Origin of the sequence: Pseudomonas sp. NyZ201 (genome assembly GCF_049860765.1) — a bacterium.
Taxonomy (GTDB): Bacteria; Pseudomonadota; Gammaproteobacteria; order Pseudomonadales; family Pseudomonadaceae; genus Aquipseudomonas; species Aquipseudomonas bharatica.
The window spans coordinates 3,984,979-4,000,994 of record NZ_CP187557.1 but is presented as its reverse complement, the minus strand read 5'-3'; the positions used below and the strand labels follow the sequence as shown (position 1 = coordinate 4,000,994).

Genomic DNA, 16,016 nt, shown 5'->3' with positions numbered 1-16,016 from the left:
GGTGCAGCATGAGCTTCCAGATCGCGCTCAATTTCGAAGACGGGGTGACCCGCTTCATCGACGCCACCGCCAGTGAAACCGTGGCCGACGCCGCCTATCGCCAGGGCATCAACATCCCGCTGGACTGCCGCGACGGCGCCTGTGGCACCTGCAAGTGCTTCGCCGAAGCCGGCCGCTACGACATGGGCGACAACTTCATCGAAGATGCCCTCAGCGCCGACGAGCTGGCCCAGGGCTACGTGCTGACCTGCCAGATGCGCGCCGAAAGCGACTGCGTCGTGCGGGTGCCGGCGTCGTCCCAGGTCTGCAAGACCCAGCAGGCCAGCTACGAGGCCGCCATCAGCCAGGTACGCCAGTTGTCCGAAAGCACCATCGCCTTGTCGATCAAGGACGAGTCGCTGTCGCGCCTGGCCTTCCTGCCGGGTCAGTACGTCAACCTCAAGGTGCCGGGCAGCGAGCAGAGCCGCGCCTATTCCTTCAGCTCGCTGCAGAAGGATGGCGAGGTCAGCTTCCTGATCCGCAACGTACCGGGCGGGCTGATGAGCAGCTTCCTCAGCGGCCTGGCCAAGGCCGGCGACAGCATGACCCTGAGCGGCCCGCTGGGCAGTTTCTACCTGCGCGAGGTCAAGCGCCCGCTGTTGCTGCTGGCCGGCGGCACCGGCCTGGCGCCGTTCACCGCGATGCTGGAGAAGATCGCCGTGCAGGGCAGCGACTACCCACTGCACCTGATCTACGGGGTCACCAACGACTTCGACCTGGTGGAGCTGGAGCGCCTGGAGCAGTTCACCGTGCAGATTCCCAACTTCACCTTCAGCGCCTGTGTCGCCAACCCCGGCAGCCAGTACCCGAACAAGGGCTATGTCACCCAGCACATCGCCCCGGCGCACCTGAACGACGGCGATGTCGATGTGTACCTGTGCGGCCCGCCGCCGATGGTCGAGGCGGTCAGCCAGTACCTGCGCGAGCAGGACATCCATCCGGCCAACTTCTACTACGAGAAGTTCGCCGCCGCCGTCTGAACCCTTTTATGGGGTTGCCCTGTCGTGCGGGCGGGGTGACCCCCTTTTATTCGAGGTCGCAATGAACAGATTCGACGACAAGATCGCGCTGGTGACCGGCGCCGCCCAGGGCATCGGCCGCCGCGTGGTCGAGCGCCTGCTGGCCGAGGGCGCCCGGGTGATCGCCGTGGACCGCTCCGAGCTGGTGTTCGAGCTGGAACAGGGCGAGACCTTGCTGGCCCTGACCGCCGACCTGGAACACTACGCCGATTGCCAGCGGGTGATGGCAGCGGCGGTCGAACGCTTCGGCCGTCTCGACGTGCTCGTCAACAACGTCGGCGGGACCATCTGGGCCAAGCCGTTCGAGCATTACCAGGCGCACGAGATCGAAGCCGAAGTGCGCCGCTCGCTGTTCCCCACCTTGTGGTGCTGCCATGCGGCGTTGCCGTACATGCTGGAGCAGGGCAGGGGGGCGATCGTCAATGTCTCGTCCATCGCCACCCGCGGGGTCAACCGCGTGCCCTACGGCGCGGCCAAGGGCGGGGTGAATGCCCTGACCGCCTGCCTGGCCTTCGAGAACGCCGGACGCGGCATTCGCGTCAACGCCACCGCCCCCGGCGGCACCGAGGCGCCGCCACGGCGCATTCCGCGCAACGCCGCGCAGCAGAGCGAGCAGGAGCAGGGCTGGTACCGGCAGATCGTCGACCAGACGATCGACAGCAGCTTGATGAAGCGCTACGGCACCCTCGACGAACAGGTCGGCGCGATCCTCTTCCTGGCCTCCGACGAAGCCTCCTATATCACCGGAACGATTCTCCCCGTAGGCGGAGGCGACCTCGGTTGACCCCTGCGCCGACACGGTTTCTACAACAACAAAAACAAGAGATGGATGCCATGCGAAAAATCGACGTTCACCAGGTCATCGACCAGGCGCCCTTTACCCGCTTTCACTGGATGGTGATGTGCTGGTGCGCGCTGCTGCTGATCTTCGACGGCTACGACCTGTTCATCTATGGCGTGGTCCTGCCGGTATTGATGAAGGAGTGGGGCCTGACCCCGTTGCAGGCCGGTGCCCTCGGCAGCTACGCCTTGTTCGGCATGATGTTCGGCGCCCTGGCCTTTGGCAGCCTGGCCGACAGGATCGGGCGCAAGAAGGGCATTGCCATCTGCTTCGCCCTGTTCTCCACCGCGACCCTGCTCAACGGCTTTGCCAGCAGCCCCAGCGAGTTCGGCATCTATCGCTTCTTCGCCGGCCTCGGCTGCGGTGGCCTGATGCCCAATGCCGTGGCGCTGATGAACGAATATGCGCCCAAGCGCCTGCGCAGCACCCTGGTGGCGATCATGTTCAGCGGCTACTCGGTGGGCGGCATGCTCTCGGCCGGGATCGGCATCTACATGCTGCCGCGCTTCGGCTGGGAGTCGATGTTCTTCGCTGCGGCCATCCCGTTGTTGCTGTTGCCGGTGATCCTTTACTACCTGCCGGAGTCGATCGGTTTCCTGGTACGCCAGGGGCGGTTCGAACAGGCCAGGGCCCTGCTCAAGCGCCTTGATCCGGCGTGTGATCCGCAGGCCGAAGATGTGCTGCAGGCCCACGACAACAAGGGCAAGGGCGTCTCGGTTCTGGAACTGTTCCGTGGCGGCCTGGCGGTGCGCACCCTGTCGGTGTGGGTGGCGTTCTTCTGCTGCCTGCTGATGGTCTACGCCCTGAGTTCCTGGCTGCCGAAACTGATGGCCAGCGCCGGCTACAGCCTGGGGTCGAGCCTGTCGTTCCTGCTGGCGCTGAACTTCGGCGGCATGGCCGGGGCCATTCTTGGTGGCTGGCTGGGCGACCGCTACAACCTGGTCAAGGTCAAGATCGCCTTCTTCCTCGCGGCGGCGGCTTCGATCAGCCTGCTCGGGGTCAACAGCCCGATGCCGGTGCTCTACCTGCTGATCTTCATCGCCGGCGCCACCACCATCGGCACCCAGATCCTCCTGTACGCCGGCGCCGCCCAGCTCTACGGCCTGTCGATCCGCTCCACCGGCCTGGGCTGGGCCTCGGGCATCGGCCGTAACGGCGCCATCGTCGGCCCGCTGCTGGGCGGCGCGCTGATGGGCATCAACCTGCCGCTGCAACTGAATTTCATTGCCTTCGCCATTCCCGGCGCGGTCGCCGCCCTGGCCATGACCATCCATGTGCTCAGCGGCAAACGCCAGGCCCTGGCGGCTGCCCCGGCGGTGTGAAGGCACCCCGCGATACCCATCGATAACAAGAGGTGAACAGCATGACCGTGAAGATTTCCCACACTGCCGAGGTACAGAAGTTCTTCGAAGAGGCCGCCGGCCTGGGTAACGACGAGGGCAGCCCGCGCCTGAAACGCATCATGCTGCGGGTGCTGCAGGACGTGGCGCGGATCGTCGAGGACCTGGAGATCACCGAGGACGAGTTCTGGAAGAGCGTCGATTACCTCAACCGTCTTGGCGGGCGCAATGAAGCCGGCCTGCTGGTGGCGGGCCTGGGTATCGAGCACTTCCTCGACCTGCTGCAGGATGCCAAGGACGCCCACGCCGGCCTGACCGGCGGCACCCCGCGCACCATCGAAGGCCCGCTGTACGTGGCCGGTGCGCCGATCGCCGAGGGCGAGACGCGCATGGACGATGGCAGCGAGGAGGGCGTTGCCGTGCCGATGTTCCTCGACGGCCAGGTGCTCGACCCGCACGGCAAGCCGGTGGCCGGCGCCATCGTCGACCTGTGGCATGCCAACACCCGGGGCACCTATTCGTTCTTCGACCCGGGCCAGTCCGAGTACAACCTGCGCCGCCGTATCGTCACCGACGCCGAAGGCCGCTATCGTGCCCGCAGCATCGTGCCCTCCGGCTACGGCTGCGACCCCCAGGGCCCGACCCAGGAATGCCTGGACCAGCTCGGCCGCCACGGCCAGCGTCCGGCCCATGTGCACTTCTTTATCTCGGCCCCGGGTTATCGCCACCTGACCACCCAGATCAACCTGTCCGGCGACCAATACCTGTGGGACGACTTCGCCTATGCCACCCGCGAGGGCCTGGTGGGCGAGGTGCGCTTCCACGAGGACGGCGCCCGTGGCGTACCGGGGCGTTATGCCGAACTGAGCTTCGACTTCCAGCTGCAAGCCGCGCCGGATGCGGCTGCCGAGGTACGCAGCAAGCGTCCTCGTGCCCTGCAGGAAGCCTGAACCGAGCGCGATACCTGTGGGAGCGGGTTCATCGGAGCGCCGAACCGCCGCGATTGCAGTAGTGAATTCACCATAGCAATCGCGGCGGTTCGGCGCTCCGATGAACCCGCTCCCACAGGGTACGCGTCGTGCTTTGGAACTGTTCTCTGCGCGACAGCGCAGCCTGAAAGGCTGGGCGTACTCCCACAAGGTACCCGTAGCAGCCCCAAAAATGGCCCAAGTGAGGTCCCATGAAAGACCTTTTCAAGGATTGTTCGCTATCCGCCCTGGTGGCCGGGATGATCGCCACGCTGATCTCCTACGCCGGCCCGCTGGTGCTGGTGTTCCACGCGGCGCAAAGCGCGGGGTTGTCCCAGGAGTTGCTGTCGTCCTGGGTCTGGGCGATTTCCGTCGGCAGCGCCGTGCTCGGCGCCGTGCTCAGCCTGCGCTACCGGGTGCCGGTGGTGATCGCCTGGTCGATCCCGGGTTCGGCGTTGCTGGTCACCGCCTTGCCGCAGATCGGCCTGAACCAGGCCATCGGCGCCTACCTGGTGACCAACCTGGTGTTGCTGGCGATCGGCCTGAGCGGTGCCTTCGACCGCCTTATCGCCCGCCTGCCGGGCTCGATTGCCGCCGGGATGCAGGCGGGCATCCTGTTCAGCTTCGGCATCGAGGTGTTCAAGGCCCTGCCGGCGCAACCGGCGCTGGTGCTGGGGATGTTCGTCACCTACGTGACGATGCGCCGGCTGTGGCCGCGCTACTCGGTGGCGGCGGTATTGCTGGTGGGCGTCGGCATTACCCTGTCCGGCGGGCATTTCCATAGCGAGGCGCTGGTCTTCGATGTCGCCACGCCGCAGTGGATCGCCCCGCAATTCAGCCTGTCGGCCGTGCTCAACCTGGCGCTGCCGCTGGTGCTGGTGTCGCTGACCGGGCAGTTCATGCCGGGCATGGCGGTGTTGCGCAACGCCGGCTACCAGACCCCGGCCAGCCCGATCATCAGCAGCAGTGCGCTGGTGGGCGGCGTGCTGGCGCCGTTCGGTTGCCATGGGCTGAACCTGGCCGCCGTCACCGCCAGCCTGTGCACCGGGCGCGAGGCCCATGACGACCCGCGCCGGCGCTATATCGCGGCCTTGTCCGGCTGTGCGCTGTACCTGCTGTTCGGCATTGCCGGGGCGACCCTGGTCTCGCTGTTCGCTGCCTTTCCGGCAGAGTTGATCGCGGCGCTGGCGGGGCTGGCGCTGTATGGCGCCATCAGCGAGGCCCTGGCCCGCAGCCTGGCCGAACCCAAGGAGCGCGATGCCGGGTTGTTCACCTTCCTGGTCACCGCGTCGGGTGTGTCATTCCTTGGGCTGTCGGCGGCGTTCTGGGGCCTGCTGTTCGGCCTGGCGACCCACTTCCTGCTGGCGCTGCGGCGTCCATCCAGCCGCGAGGCTGCCTTGCGCCGCAGCCACTGATCCACCCGTTCCACACCAACGGCAGCGGCCTCACCGGACCGCCGCCTGGAAAGCTGCACCCCCAATAAAAACAAGATCAGAGAGCTTCCCGATGAAACATGCACCTTGCGCTATCCGAGTCATGCTGCCGCTTGGCCTGGCCGTTGCCAGCCCGTCGCTGATGGCGGCCGAGGCGGACTTCTTCAAGGATTCCACCGCCACCCTGACCACCCGCAACTACTACTTCAGCCGCGACTTCTCCGACATCGTCGGGGCCAACCGGCAGTCGAAGGCCGAGGAATGGGCCCAGGGCTTCATCCTCAGCTTCAAGTCCGGCTACACCCCGGGCACCGTCGGCTTCGGCGTGGATGCCATCGGCCTGCTCGGGGTCAAGCTCGACAGCAGCCCGGACCGCGCCAACACCGGCCTGCTGCCGGTGCAGGAAGACGGCGAGGCGGCCGACAACTACAGCCGCCTTGGCCTGACCCTCAAGGCGCGGCTGTCGAAGACCGAGCTGAAGTTCGGCGAGCTGCAGCCCAACCTGCCGGTGCTGGCCTTCAGCGATATCCGCCTGTTGCCGCCGACCTACCAGGGCGTGGCCGTCAGCTCGGCGGAAATCGACGGGCTGACCTTGCAGGCCGGCCACCTCACGTCCACCCACCTGCGCAATGAAAGCGGCGACGGCAAGATGTCCGCCATGCTCGGCCACGTGCCGCAGCGCCAGGCGCAAAGCGATGGGTTCAACTTTGCCGGTGCCGACTACGCCTTCAACGGCAACCGCACCACGGCGAGCCTGTGGTACGGCCAGCTCGAAGACATCTATGAGCAGGGTTTCCTCGGCCTCAAGCATTCGCAGCCGCTGGGCGACTGGGTGCTGGGCGCCAACCTCGGTTATTACACGGCGCGCGAAGACGGCGATGCGCTGCTCGGCAACATCGACAACCAGGCGCTGTTCTCGCTGCTCTCGGCCAAGCGCGGCGGCCATACCTTCTACATCGGCTACCAGGCCATGTACGGCGACAGCCCGTTCCCGCGGGTATTCGCCAACATCACCCCGCTGGGCAACGAAGTGCCGACCTACGAGTTCGCCTACACCGACGAGCGTTCCTGGCAGGCGCGCTACGACTACGACTTTGCCGCCATGGGCGTTCCCGGCCTGACTGCCGGGGTGCGCTATATCACTGGCGACAACGTCGATACCGGGCGCGGTTTCGAAGGTAAGGACCGCGAGCGCGACCTGGATATCGCCTATGTGGTGCAGAGCGGCGTGCTGGGGGGCCTCGGCATTCGCGTGCGCAATGCCGTGGCCCGTTCCAACTACCGCAGCGACATCGACGAGAACCGGCTGATCCTGACCTACACCTGGAAGTTGCTCTGAAGGCAGGCTACGCCAGCTTCAGCATCTCCCGGGCATGCCCGCGACCGACCTGCAACGCCCGCTCGCGATCGAGCCCCATGCGCTCGAACCACAGCAGGCTGTCCACCTGCCATTGCTCGATGTCCGGCTGCGAGGTCTGGCCCAGGTCGGAGCTGTAGAGCGCGCGGGGCACTTCGCGCAGCACCCTGGCGAAGTCATCCCAGCCCTGGTAGCCGAGCAGGTAGGTGAGGGCGGTCTGCTCGGTGTACACCATGGGCGCCCGGGCCAGCTCCAGCAGGGCCTCGGCATCGAGGCCGGTGAGCGGGTTGGCCGGCTGGTTGAGCATCAGCCGGGGTACCTCCAGTTGCTGCGCCGCCTCGATCAGCAGGCGCACCTCATGGGCGTCGGCATGGCCGCTGGAAATGACGATGGGGTAGTCCCGGGCCATGCGCAGCACGTCCAGGGTCTGCGCGTTGAGGCGGCCTTCGTGGCTGACGGTGAGCGGCTTGATCGGATGCTCGTCGAGGATCCAGTGCGCGCTGTTGCGCTTGAGCCGCGAAGTGTGGGCGCGGCCGGTGACGGTCGGCAGGTGCACGATCAGCCGGGCGTCGCTGTCGCCGTGCTGGCAGAGCGAACGCTGGACGACACGGAAGTCGATGCCGCCGGCAATCTCGTTGAGCACCACCGAGCCGGACACCGGCAAACCCTCCTGGCGGGCTTCCCAGGCCTGGGCGGCGGTGCAGCCCAGGTGATTCTTCAACACCACCCAGCCGTTCAGCGCGGCGTAGCGCCGACCGGCCTCGATCACCCCGTGACGCCGGACAAAGGCGTCGGGGCCGGCGTGATAGTGCACATCGATGAATTCGGCGTCGAGCAGGCTTGGCGTGGGATTCATGCGGCCACCTCCAGGTCGATGCCCAGGTGCTCGCGCACGCTGCGCAGGACCAGCCCCGGCGCATCGAGCAGCGGGCGCATGCCGCCACCGGGAATGGCCAGGCGATGCTGGCGCGCCCGCGCATGGGTGTGCACGTTGATGCTGCGTACCAGTTGCGATTGCTCGCCGTAGACCGTCAGCAAGCTGCCGCCGAAGGCTTCGCTGGCCTGGCGCACATCGAGGCGGTTGAGCAGGCGGAAGCCCAGGTGCAGGCGTCGGGCCTGCAGCGCGGCACTGACCGGATCGATCTCGATCGGCCCGCTGGGTTGTATCCGCGAGGCCGGCTGCACCCATTCATCGAGCAGTTGCAGGGCCCGCTCGAGCTCACCGAGCTGGGCCAGGTCGGCCATCCGCCCGAGGCGGCCGTCGAGGATACCGTCGGCCAGCGCGGGCGAGGACAGCAGCAGCACCTTGCCGATCTGCTGGCCGATGGGCAGGCCGAGCAGGCTCTGCACCAGCGCGCCGCCCAGGGCCGAGCCGGCGAGCAGGTCGATGTGCCCCAGCGTCGTCAGTTCCGCGTGCCAGCGTTGGGCGAACGCCGGCAGCGATTCGTCCGCGTCGTCCAGCAGCGACAGGGTGTCGAACACCAGTACCCGGTAGCCGGCCTTGACCAGCGGGGCGATCATCGGCTCGAAGAACCGGCCTTCATCCCACACTGGCATGACCGGCGACATGACCACTGCCAGCAGGCTGCCATCGCCCCATTGCCGGCGTGTAGCGGTTGAGCGTTGCGTCATCATGGCCTCCGCGCTCAGGCGATCTTGTCCAGCGCCAACAGTCGCTGACCGTTGCGCAGGATGCGGGTGGTGTCTTCCAGCAGGTCGCTGACGATCTGCCGCGCGGGCTTGATGTCGCCGACCAGGTCCAGCACTTCGCCGGCCCAGATCACCCGCTGTTCGAGGTCGTCGGCGAGGACGGCCCGGGCATAGTCCTGGCGTACCGACTCCGGCGCTTCGGCCAGTGCGTCGTCACGGCCCAGCCAGGCGTCCGAGAAGCGGTTGGCGATGGCCCGGCCGCTGTACTGCTCGGGCCACTCGATGCCGCGCACGCGGTCGAAGATCCGCGTGCGCACGGTGTCGGAGGTGGCGGACTCGATCAGCCGGCGCTTGAAGGCCTCCGAAGGCAGGGCTTCCTCGGAGGCCAGGAAACGGGTGCCCAGCATCACGCCATCGGCGCCCAGCACCAGGGCCGCGGCCACGCCACGGCCATCGGCGATGCCGCCGGCGGCGATCAAGGGTACCCGGTCGCCGACCAGGTCCTGCACCGCGGGCAGCAACGGCAGCAGGCCGCGGCGCAGGCTGTGTCCACCGGCTTCGGCGCCTTGCACGATCAGTGCGTCGGCGCCGGCATCCACGGCGGCGCGGGCCTGGTCCAGTTCGTGGATCTGCACGATGGCCTTGGCGCCGCCGCGGTGGATGGTAGGGATGAAGTCGGCCGGGTTGCCGAACGACAGCGCGACGACGTCGGGGCGATAGTCCAGGGCCAGGTCCAGCAGGGCCATGTTGCGGGCCACGGTGAACATCACCAGGCCGACGCCCCAGGGCTGTTCCAGTTCGCGCATGGGGGCCAGTTCGGTGCGCATCCATTGTTCGTCGCCGTAGCTGGCACCGACCAGGCCCAGGCCGCCGGCCCGCGACACCGCGCTGGCCAGTCTGGCCCCGGAGGCGCCGCCCATGGGCGCGAGGACGATCGGGTTGCGGATGTTCAGGCTTCGGGTAAGACGGGTATCGAGATCAGTCATGTCAACGCTCCTGTTGGGGTGGCGGCAGGCCGCGCCTGCCGCCCGGGTCGGTCCGTCACTCGGCGAGGGCAGCCACGGTCAGCGCCTGCGGGATGTAGTCGCTGACGTGGTAGAGGTGGAACTCCCAGGTGCCGGTGTTCTTCAGGCCGTTGTAGCGGGACAGGAACTCATTGTCGTGGAACAGCGAGTCGAAGGCGTCCTGGCTGCTCCATTGCGCCTGGTTGATCACGGTCTTGCCGTCGGTGCTTTTGTACAGCCGGCTCCACTGGAAGGCCGGGTAGGTGCGTGCCACGTACTGCACGGTGTCGCGCAGTACCTGCAGGGCAGCATCCTGCTGGCCCGGGTTCACGTGCACCACGTTCACCAGGAAGATGGCCTGGTCTTCGCCCGGTTGCGGGGCCTGGAACTGTTCGATCTGGGTCATGGGTGTCGCTCCTTGAGAGGTGTGAAGGTTCATTGCGCCAGCCGGGCGGAGATCGCCGGGCTGCCGTTTTCCCAAAGCAGGGGGTTGATGGATTCTGCGAAGCGCACTTCGTCGACGCGGCCGATGATCACGTCGTGGGAGCCATAGTCGACGCGTCGGTCCAGGGTGCAGACCAGGCTCGATTGCGCGTCCGCCAGGCAGGGCAGGCCCTGGATGTCTTCCCAGTGGCCGTGGGTGAAGCGCTCCGGGCCCTTGACCTGGCCGGCGAACACCGGCACCAGATGGCTGTGGCGGGCGCTCAGCAGGTTGACGCTGAAGCGCCCGGAGAGGGTCAGCGGGCTGTGCAGGCTGGCCGAGCGGTTGACACAGATCAGCAGCGCCGGCGGCGTGGTGCTGACCGAGACCACCGCCGTGGCGACCATGCCCACCGGGTCGTCGCCGTCGCGGCTGGCGATGATCGCCACGCTCGAGGTCAGCCGGCGCATGGCGCTCTTGAAGCGATCGGCGAGTTCGAGGGCATCGTCCTCGCCGTCGACCGGCAGGTGCGCGAGCGCACCGGCAACGGCCTGGGCCTGTGGGTATCCGCTCATGCCACCGCCTCCATGATCCGGCCCGGTTTGTACGGGGCGCGCTGTCCGGCCTGTTCCATCAGCGGCAGGACTTCCTTGACGAAACGTTGCAGGCCGCGCTGGTAGTCCAGCCAGGTCAGGTTGATGCCGTCCACGCCCAGGTCGGACCAGCGTTGCATCTGCTCGACGATCATCGGCGCGGTACCCACCAGCGGTACGCCGGCAAAGCCTGCCTTGAAATGGAAGCGGAAGCGCTCGGCGTCCTCTTCGTCCTTGAACATGCCGCTCTGCACGCCGATCTCGCGGGTCACGTTGTCCAGCGCAGCGTCGTCGCCATGCCGGGTGACGTAGTAGTCGAGTTGCTCATGGGCCTGCTCCAGGGTGTCCTCGTGGACCACATAGGCGTACACCCAGATCTGCAGGTCGCGGCCCTGCTCGCGGGCGAGGTCGCGGTAGCCCTGGATCTGCGCGCGGATGGTGTCGTCATCGTCCTCGTGCTTGAGGATCAGGAACGCGGCATCGCAATGGGTGGCACAGAACTGCTTGCCCCGCGCCGAGCCGCCGGCGTTCATCAGGAACGGCCGGTTCAGCGGCTTGGGTTCGGAATAGCCTTGCTTGACGTTGAAGAACTCGCCCTCGTAGTCGAAGTAGCCGTTGGCTTGCCAGGCGGTCTTGGCGATCTCGATCCACTCGTCGGCGTGGTCGTAGCGTTTGTCGTGGTCGCGCTGGTGGCCGTTGAACATGCCCATCTCCTGGCCGAACCAGCCGCAGATCATGTTCAGGCCGAAACGACCGCCGCTGATATGGTCGATGGTCGCTGCCTGCTTGGCGGCGAACAGCGGGTGCACGGTTGACAGGTGCGAGGTGGTGAACAGCGCGATCTGCTCGGTGACCGAGGCCAGGCCGGCGGCCCAGGTGTAGGTTTCGTAGGAAACGCCCATGGGGTTGCTGGCGCCTTCCCAGCCACGCCAGCGGCCCACCGGCAGCAGCAGTTCGAGGCCGGCGCGGTCGGCCAGGGTGGCGATCGCCAGGTTGCTTTGCCAGTCGGCGGCACGGTGGCGTTCCGGGGCGCTGGTCAGGGTGCAGCCGCCTTCGATGTTGAAGCCGAAGACGCCGAGCTTGATCTTGTTCTTGCTGTCGCGCACCGGGTTTGGCTTGCGGATGGACGGGGTTGCATTGGTCATGTCGTACGTACTCGCTGCAAGAAATATGGAAGGGTTCGCGGCTCAGGCGCCGGTGCGTTTTTCGCCGCTGGAGAGCCAGGGCTGGTCGTAGCGGTGCAGGGCGCGGGCCTGTTCCAGGGAATAGCCTTCGTTGACGCTCTGGATGATGTCGCGCTCGGTCTGCTCCACGGCCCGGGCGCGGCGGATCACCTCTTCGGCCTGGCCGGCGGGGATCACCAGGCAGCCGCTGCTGTCGCAGACCACCAGGTCGCCCGGGTGGACCGTCACCCCCGACACCTGCACCGGCACCTGGGCAGCCTTGAGCTGCACGCGGTTCTTCGCCGACTGCATGAAGCGCGCGCGGCTGAACAGCGGGTAGCCCAGGCGCTGGACGGTGTCGATGTCCCGCGCCGCGCCGTCGATCAGCGTGCCGCGGATGCCGCGGCTGACCGCCACGTGGGTGAGGATGTCGCCCCAGGTGGTGCAGTCGGTGCGTCCGGGATTGCTGGAAACGATGACCGCATCGGACGGCACGTCGTCGATGTAGTTGGCGGCGTTCCTGAAGCCGCTGCGTTCCTGCACCGGTTCGTACAGCACGGTGTAGGCAAAGCCGACGCAGCGGGTGCCGGGCACTTGCTGGTGCAGGCCGGCCAGGCCGCCGGAGATACCCAGGCTGTCGAGGGCATCCGACAGGCTGGCGGTATCCAGCGCTTCGCAGGCCTTGAGCAGGGCAGGGTCCTGGCGGACGGGCGACGTGATTGCGTTCATGCGTGGGCTCCTGTGTTCACGGTGTGCGGGGTGCGGCTGGCGCCGGCGTCGAGCTTCGCGGCCCATTCGAGGGTCTGCCGGACGATCACCGTTGCTACCTCGAAGGTGTTGGCGGTGCCGCCCAGGTCGTAGGTGCGGCAGGCGCTGCGTGCCACCTGGGCCACGGCGTTGCGGATCGCCAGGGCGGCCTGGGCATGGCCCAGGTGTTCGAGCAACAGGGCGACGGTGAGGAACATCGCGCTCGGGTTGGCCCGGTTCTGCCCGGCATAGGCGGGCGCGCTGCCATGCACCGGCTCGAAATAGGCACCCTGGGCGCCGATGTTGGCGCTGGGCGCCAGGCCCAGGCCGCCCATCACGCCGGCCCCGAGGTCGGAGAGGATGTCGCCGAACATGTTTTCCGCCACCACCACGCCGAAGCGCTCGGGGCGGCGCACCATCCACAGGGCGACGGCATCGACGTTGTCGATGGCGAAGCCGATGTCGGGATAGTCCGCCGCGACCGTTTCCAGGATGTCGCGGGCGAACGCGCCGCTGTAGCGCAGCACGTTGGGTTTGTCCGCCAGGGTGACGCGGTCATGCCCCTGCTCGCGGGCATGCTCGAAGGCGAAGCGGAACAGGCGCGTCAGCCCGGCGCGGGTCTGCAGGCGCACGGTCATGGTGGCGTCGTCCAGCCCGGCGCGGGTCCAGGCCGCGCCGTTGCGCTCGCGCTCCTCGAGAATCGGCGCGAAGGCCTCGGGAATGCTGGCGAAATCCAGCCCCGCGTACAGGCCCTCGGTGTTCTCGCGGATCACCGAGAAGCGGTAGCGGTTATCGCCCAGCACATCGGTCACCGGCCGCACATTGGCGAACAGGCCAAGTTTCTGACGCAACTGGATCACCGGCGAAACATACACTTTGCCACGGCCGCGAAGTGCCTCTGGAAGTTCCGCTTCGGCTTCGCGCAGGGGTTTGCTGGTGATCGCTCCCAATAAGGTCGCATCACTGGACTCGATCAGTTTCCAGGTGGTGTCGGGAATGCAATTTCCTTCCTTCTGCCAGCAACTCCAGCCGATGTCGCCGAAACGCAGGTCAATCGGAAGATCCAGGGCTTCGAATAACGGAAGTACCGCTTCGGTTACTTCGATGCCGATACCGTCGCCGGGCAATACTGCAACTTTCTGGCGCGGGCTCATTAAACAGTTCCTCCGCTGGCAAGGGGCGCTGATTGAACGCGCGACAAAGGTTTGATCAGCCGTTGTTCCTTGCTGTTGTCCTGTTCATGAAGAAGTTGCAAGGCATGGAAAGTTGAAGTCGGGTTATGCAGGCGGATCACTTCATCGAGGCGTTGTTGAACATCGAAGGGCATGTTGTAGGTGCCCATCATCAGGTCGGTCAGCGACAGCGGCAGGCTGCTGGCCGGCACGGTGTCGGCGGTGTGCTGCGACAGGTGCAGGGTGCTGGCCAGGTCGTAGTCGTTGCGGATCCCGGCACGGTGCAGGTAGGCGACGAAGACGCCCAGGTGCAGGTTGCCGGCGCCCTTGCCCATGCCGCACACCGAGGCATCGATGTACTCGGCGCCGGCATCCATGGCGGCGATGGCGTTGGAAAGGGCCAGGGACAGGTTGTTGTGGGCATGGAAGCCCAACGGGATCAGGACCCGGCTGGAAATGCGGCTGATCAGCCGATCAACGTCGGCCGGGATCATGTTGCCATTCGAGTCGGCGAACACCAGCACGTCTGCCCCGGCGCTTTCCGCCCGCAGGCTCATGTCGGAGATTTCCCCGGGGCCGAGGGTGGTGACATGGGTGATGTTGGCGCTGACCTGGAAGCCATGGGCCTTGGCCAGGCGCAGCGTGGCCAGGCCGTCCTCCAGGCGGTCACGGCGCAGGCATACGCGGATCATCGATACGCCGTGCTCGCGCAGCAACTGGAAGTCGCTGGCATCGACGTTATGCGGATGGACCATGACGCACAGGGCGATGCGGCCCTGGGCGGCGGCCTGCAGGGCCTCCAGGTAGCGCGCGTCCACCGCGCTGGTCAGGCCGTGTTCGCGCTTGGGGGCGAAGGGGCCGTTGCGATAGCCGATTTCACAATAGGGAATACCGGCATCGATCATTTGCGAAATGGCGGACTGGGCGTAGTCCACCGTGAAGTTGAAGTTGTTGCGGTAGCCGCCGTCACGCAGCGTGACATCGATAATCTTTATCTGGTTCATGAACACAGTCCCTTTATCATGTTTCGAAGGCACGCAAGTGTGCCGCTTTTACTTCGAATAAAACCGAGGTCACCAGGAGTAGCAATGTCGTGTACGACCGAATGCATATAACGATCCGTCGGCAGAGGTATCGTTATATGCATATGGCCGCTTTGCTTATTATTATGGAAGTGTGGCAGCAACGTGATACAGCGAAGTCATGGCATTTGCGGTGTTGTATACGCCTGACCAGGTTGGATACTGGACAATACAGCCGGGTATGTAAACAGGTTGTTTTTAACAGTGGCTGTTAAAAAATTCACAACGCACGGCGATAAACCACTTTATTCATGGTGGGCGGCAAAACAATCGATAAGGAAGTCCATCATTGCGCGGATACCGGGGGCAGTGCGCATATCGCGGTGAACCACCAGCCAGAGTTCCGCGTGCAGGGGACGTTCCTCGATCGCCACCCGCTGCAGGCCACCCTGGGCACCGGCCATGAACACCGGCAGCAAGGCGATGCCGGCACCGGCCCTGGCCGCCTCGGCCTGTACGTCGAACGACTTGACCCGCAGCACCACGGGGCGCTGTCCGGCGGCGTGCTCCAGCCAGATGCGCTGCGGCGAGGGCTCCTGGTCATCGTCGTGGGCGATGAATTCATAGTCCGCTTCGCTGCGGCCCTGCAGGTAGGCGGGGGCGGCGAAGAAACCGAAATCCAGGGTGCCGATCTTGCGCACCACCAGGTCGGTCTCGGTCGGTCGCCCGACACTGATGGCGATGTCCGCCTCGCGCCGCGCCATGGACGCCATGCGCAGGCTGGAGAGGATGCGCACGTTGACGTCCGGGCACTGCTCGCGCAGCCGCCCCAGGTGCGGGGCGATGAAGTGGGTGGCCAGGTGCGGCGGGGTGCTGAGGGTGATGTCCGCCACCCGCTCCGTGCGGATGGCGCACACCGTGCGGCTGAGGGCGCAGGCGGTTTCCTGCATGCGGTTGCCCAGCTGGGCGATGCGCTCGCCGTTTTCGGTCAGCTCGTAGCGGTGGCTGCGACGGTCCACCAGGCGGATCTTCAAGGCACTTTCCAGGGCGGCGATGCGCCGTGACACCGTGGCGTGCTCGACATTCAGCACACGGGCGGCGGCGGCCAGGGAACGTATGCGGGCAAAGGCAATGAAGTAGCGCAGGTTCTCCCAGTCGAACTGGGTGCTGTCCACGGCAAAATCCATGGGCTGCGCGGTGCTGAGCGAAGAGGTACTGACATCCATTTCGTGACTCCGTCCTAGGCG

Annotated in this window: 16 protein-coding genes; 6 read left to right on the top strand and 10 right to left on the bottom strand. The window is 66.3% G+C overall.

Translation table 11 applies throughout. The annotated features are described in order from the left end of the window. The first annotated feature begins 8 nt into the window (after nt 1–8). The 6 genes from benC to ACPFMA_RS17700 all read left to right on the top strand — a co-directional run bounded on the left by benC (nt 9) and on the right by ACPFMA_RS17700 (nt 6,979). Nucleotides 9–1,019, top strand: coding sequence for a benzoate 1,2-dioxygenase electron transfer component BenC (gene benC, locus ACPFMA_RS17725; RefSeq protein WP_420058422.1), 1,011 nt, complete (start codon nt 9–11; stop codon nt 1,017–1,019). Nucleotides 1,020–1,080: 61 nt separating this feature from the next. Next, a complete protein-coding gene (locus tag ACPFMA_RS17720) occupies nt 1,081–1,842 on the top strand; it encodes a 1,6-dihydroxycyclohexa-2,4-diene-1-carboxylate dehydrogenase (RefSeq protein ID WP_009404676.1) in 762 nt (253 codons plus the stop codon). Between the two features lie 50 nt (nt 1,843–1,892). Continuing rightward, complete coding sequence (locus tag ACPFMA_RS17715; RefSeq protein ID WP_064302958.1) at nt 1,893–3,221, top strand: MFS transporter; 1,329 nt, start codon at nt 1,893–1,895, stop codon at nt 3,219–3,221. Between the two features lie 41 nt (nt 3,222–3,262). Further along, nucleotides 3,263–4,189, top strand: coding sequence for a catechol 1,2-dioxygenase (gene catA, locus ACPFMA_RS17710; RefSeq protein ID WP_064302920.1), 927 nt, complete (start codon nt 3,263–3,265; stop codon nt 4,187–4,189). 230 nt (nt 4,190–4,419) lie between these two features. Further along, nucleotides 4,420–5,622 (top strand): benzoate/H(+) symporter BenE family transporter, encoded by a 1,203-nt coding sequence (locus ACPFMA_RS17705; protein ID WP_425928353.1) that lies wholly within the window; start codon nt 4,420–4,422, stop codon nt 5,620–5,622. A 91-nt stretch (nt 5,623–5,713) separates the two neighbouring features. Further along, a complete protein-coding gene (locus tag ACPFMA_RS17700) occupies nt 5,714–6,979 on the top strand; it encodes an OprD family porin (RefSeq protein ID WP_425928352.1) in 1,266 nt (421 codons plus the stop codon). Between the two features lie 7 nt (nt 6,980–6,986). Here the strand turns inward: ACPFMA_RS17700 and ACPFMA_RS17695 are convergent, their stop codons facing one another. The 10 genes from ACPFMA_RS17695 to ACPFMA_RS17650 all read right to left on the bottom strand — a co-directional run bounded on the left by ACPFMA_RS17695 (nt 6,987) and on the right by ACPFMA_RS17650 (nt 15,995). Further along, nucleotides 6,987–7,853, bottom strand: a complete 867-nt coding sequence (locus ACPFMA_RS17695; RefSeq protein ID WP_425928351.1) for a DUF6282 family protein — start codon at nt 7,851–7,853, stop codon at nt 6,987–6,989. After that, nucleotides 7,850–8,629, bottom strand: a complete 780-nt coding sequence (locus ACPFMA_RS17690) for an alpha/beta hydrolase (protein WP_425928350.1) — start codon at nt 8,627–8,629, stop codon at nt 7,850–7,852. Before ACPFMA_RS17690 ends, ACPFMA_RS17695 begins: the two co-directional genes overlap by 4 nt. Nucleotides 8,630–8,643: 14 nt before the next feature. After that, nucleotides 8,644–9,633, bottom strand: a complete 990-nt coding sequence (locus ACPFMA_RS17685; RefSeq protein ID WP_420058416.1) for an NAD(P)H-dependent flavin oxidoreductase — start codon at nt 9,631–9,633, stop codon at nt 8,644–8,646. Between the two features lie 55 nt (nt 9,634–9,688). After that, entirely contained in the window at nt 9,689–10,057 is a 369-nt protein-coding gene (locus tag ACPFMA_RS17680) for an antibiotic biosynthesis monooxygenase (RefSeq protein ID WP_425928349.1), read from the bottom strand. 29 nt (nt 10,058–10,086) lie between these two features. After that, a complete protein-coding gene (locus ACPFMA_RS17675; RefSeq protein WP_064302914.1) occupies nt 10,087–10,647 on the bottom strand; it encodes a flavin reductase family protein in 561 nt (186 codons plus the stop codon). Then, nucleotides 10,644–11,810 (bottom strand): LLM class flavin-dependent oxidoreductase, encoded by a 1,167-nt coding sequence (locus tag ACPFMA_RS17670; protein ID WP_009404660.1) that lies wholly within the window; start codon nt 11,808–11,810, stop codon nt 10,644–10,646. The genes ACPFMA_RS17675 and ACPFMA_RS17670 overlap by 4 nt, the downstream gene beginning before the upstream one ends. A gap of 42 nt (nt 11,811–11,852) precedes the next feature. Continuing rightward, a complete protein-coding gene (locus ACPFMA_RS17665; protein ID WP_425928346.1) occupies nt 11,853–12,557 on the bottom strand; it encodes an RraA family protein in 705 nt (234 codons plus the stop codon). Then, complete coding sequence (locus ACPFMA_RS17660; protein WP_425928345.1) at nt 12,554–13,729, bottom strand: isocitrate/isopropylmalate dehydrogenase family protein; 1,176 nt, start codon at nt 13,727–13,729, stop codon at nt 12,554–12,556. Before ACPFMA_RS17660 ends, ACPFMA_RS17665 begins: the two co-directional genes overlap by 4 nt. Next, on the bottom strand, nt 13,729–14,751 hold the full coding sequence (locus ACPFMA_RS17655) for an aldolase catalytic domain-containing protein (protein WP_425928344.1): 1,023 nt from the start codon (nt 14,749–14,751) through the stop codon (nt 13,729–13,731). Before ACPFMA_RS17655 ends, ACPFMA_RS17660 begins: the two co-directional genes overlap by 1 nt. A gap of 323 nt (nt 14,752–15,074) precedes the next feature. Further along, entirely contained in the window at nt 15,075–15,995 is a 921-nt protein-coding gene (locus ACPFMA_RS17650; protein WP_081263160.1) for a LysR family transcriptional regulator, read from the bottom strand. Between the last annotated feature and the right edge of the window lie 21 nt (nt 15,996–16,016).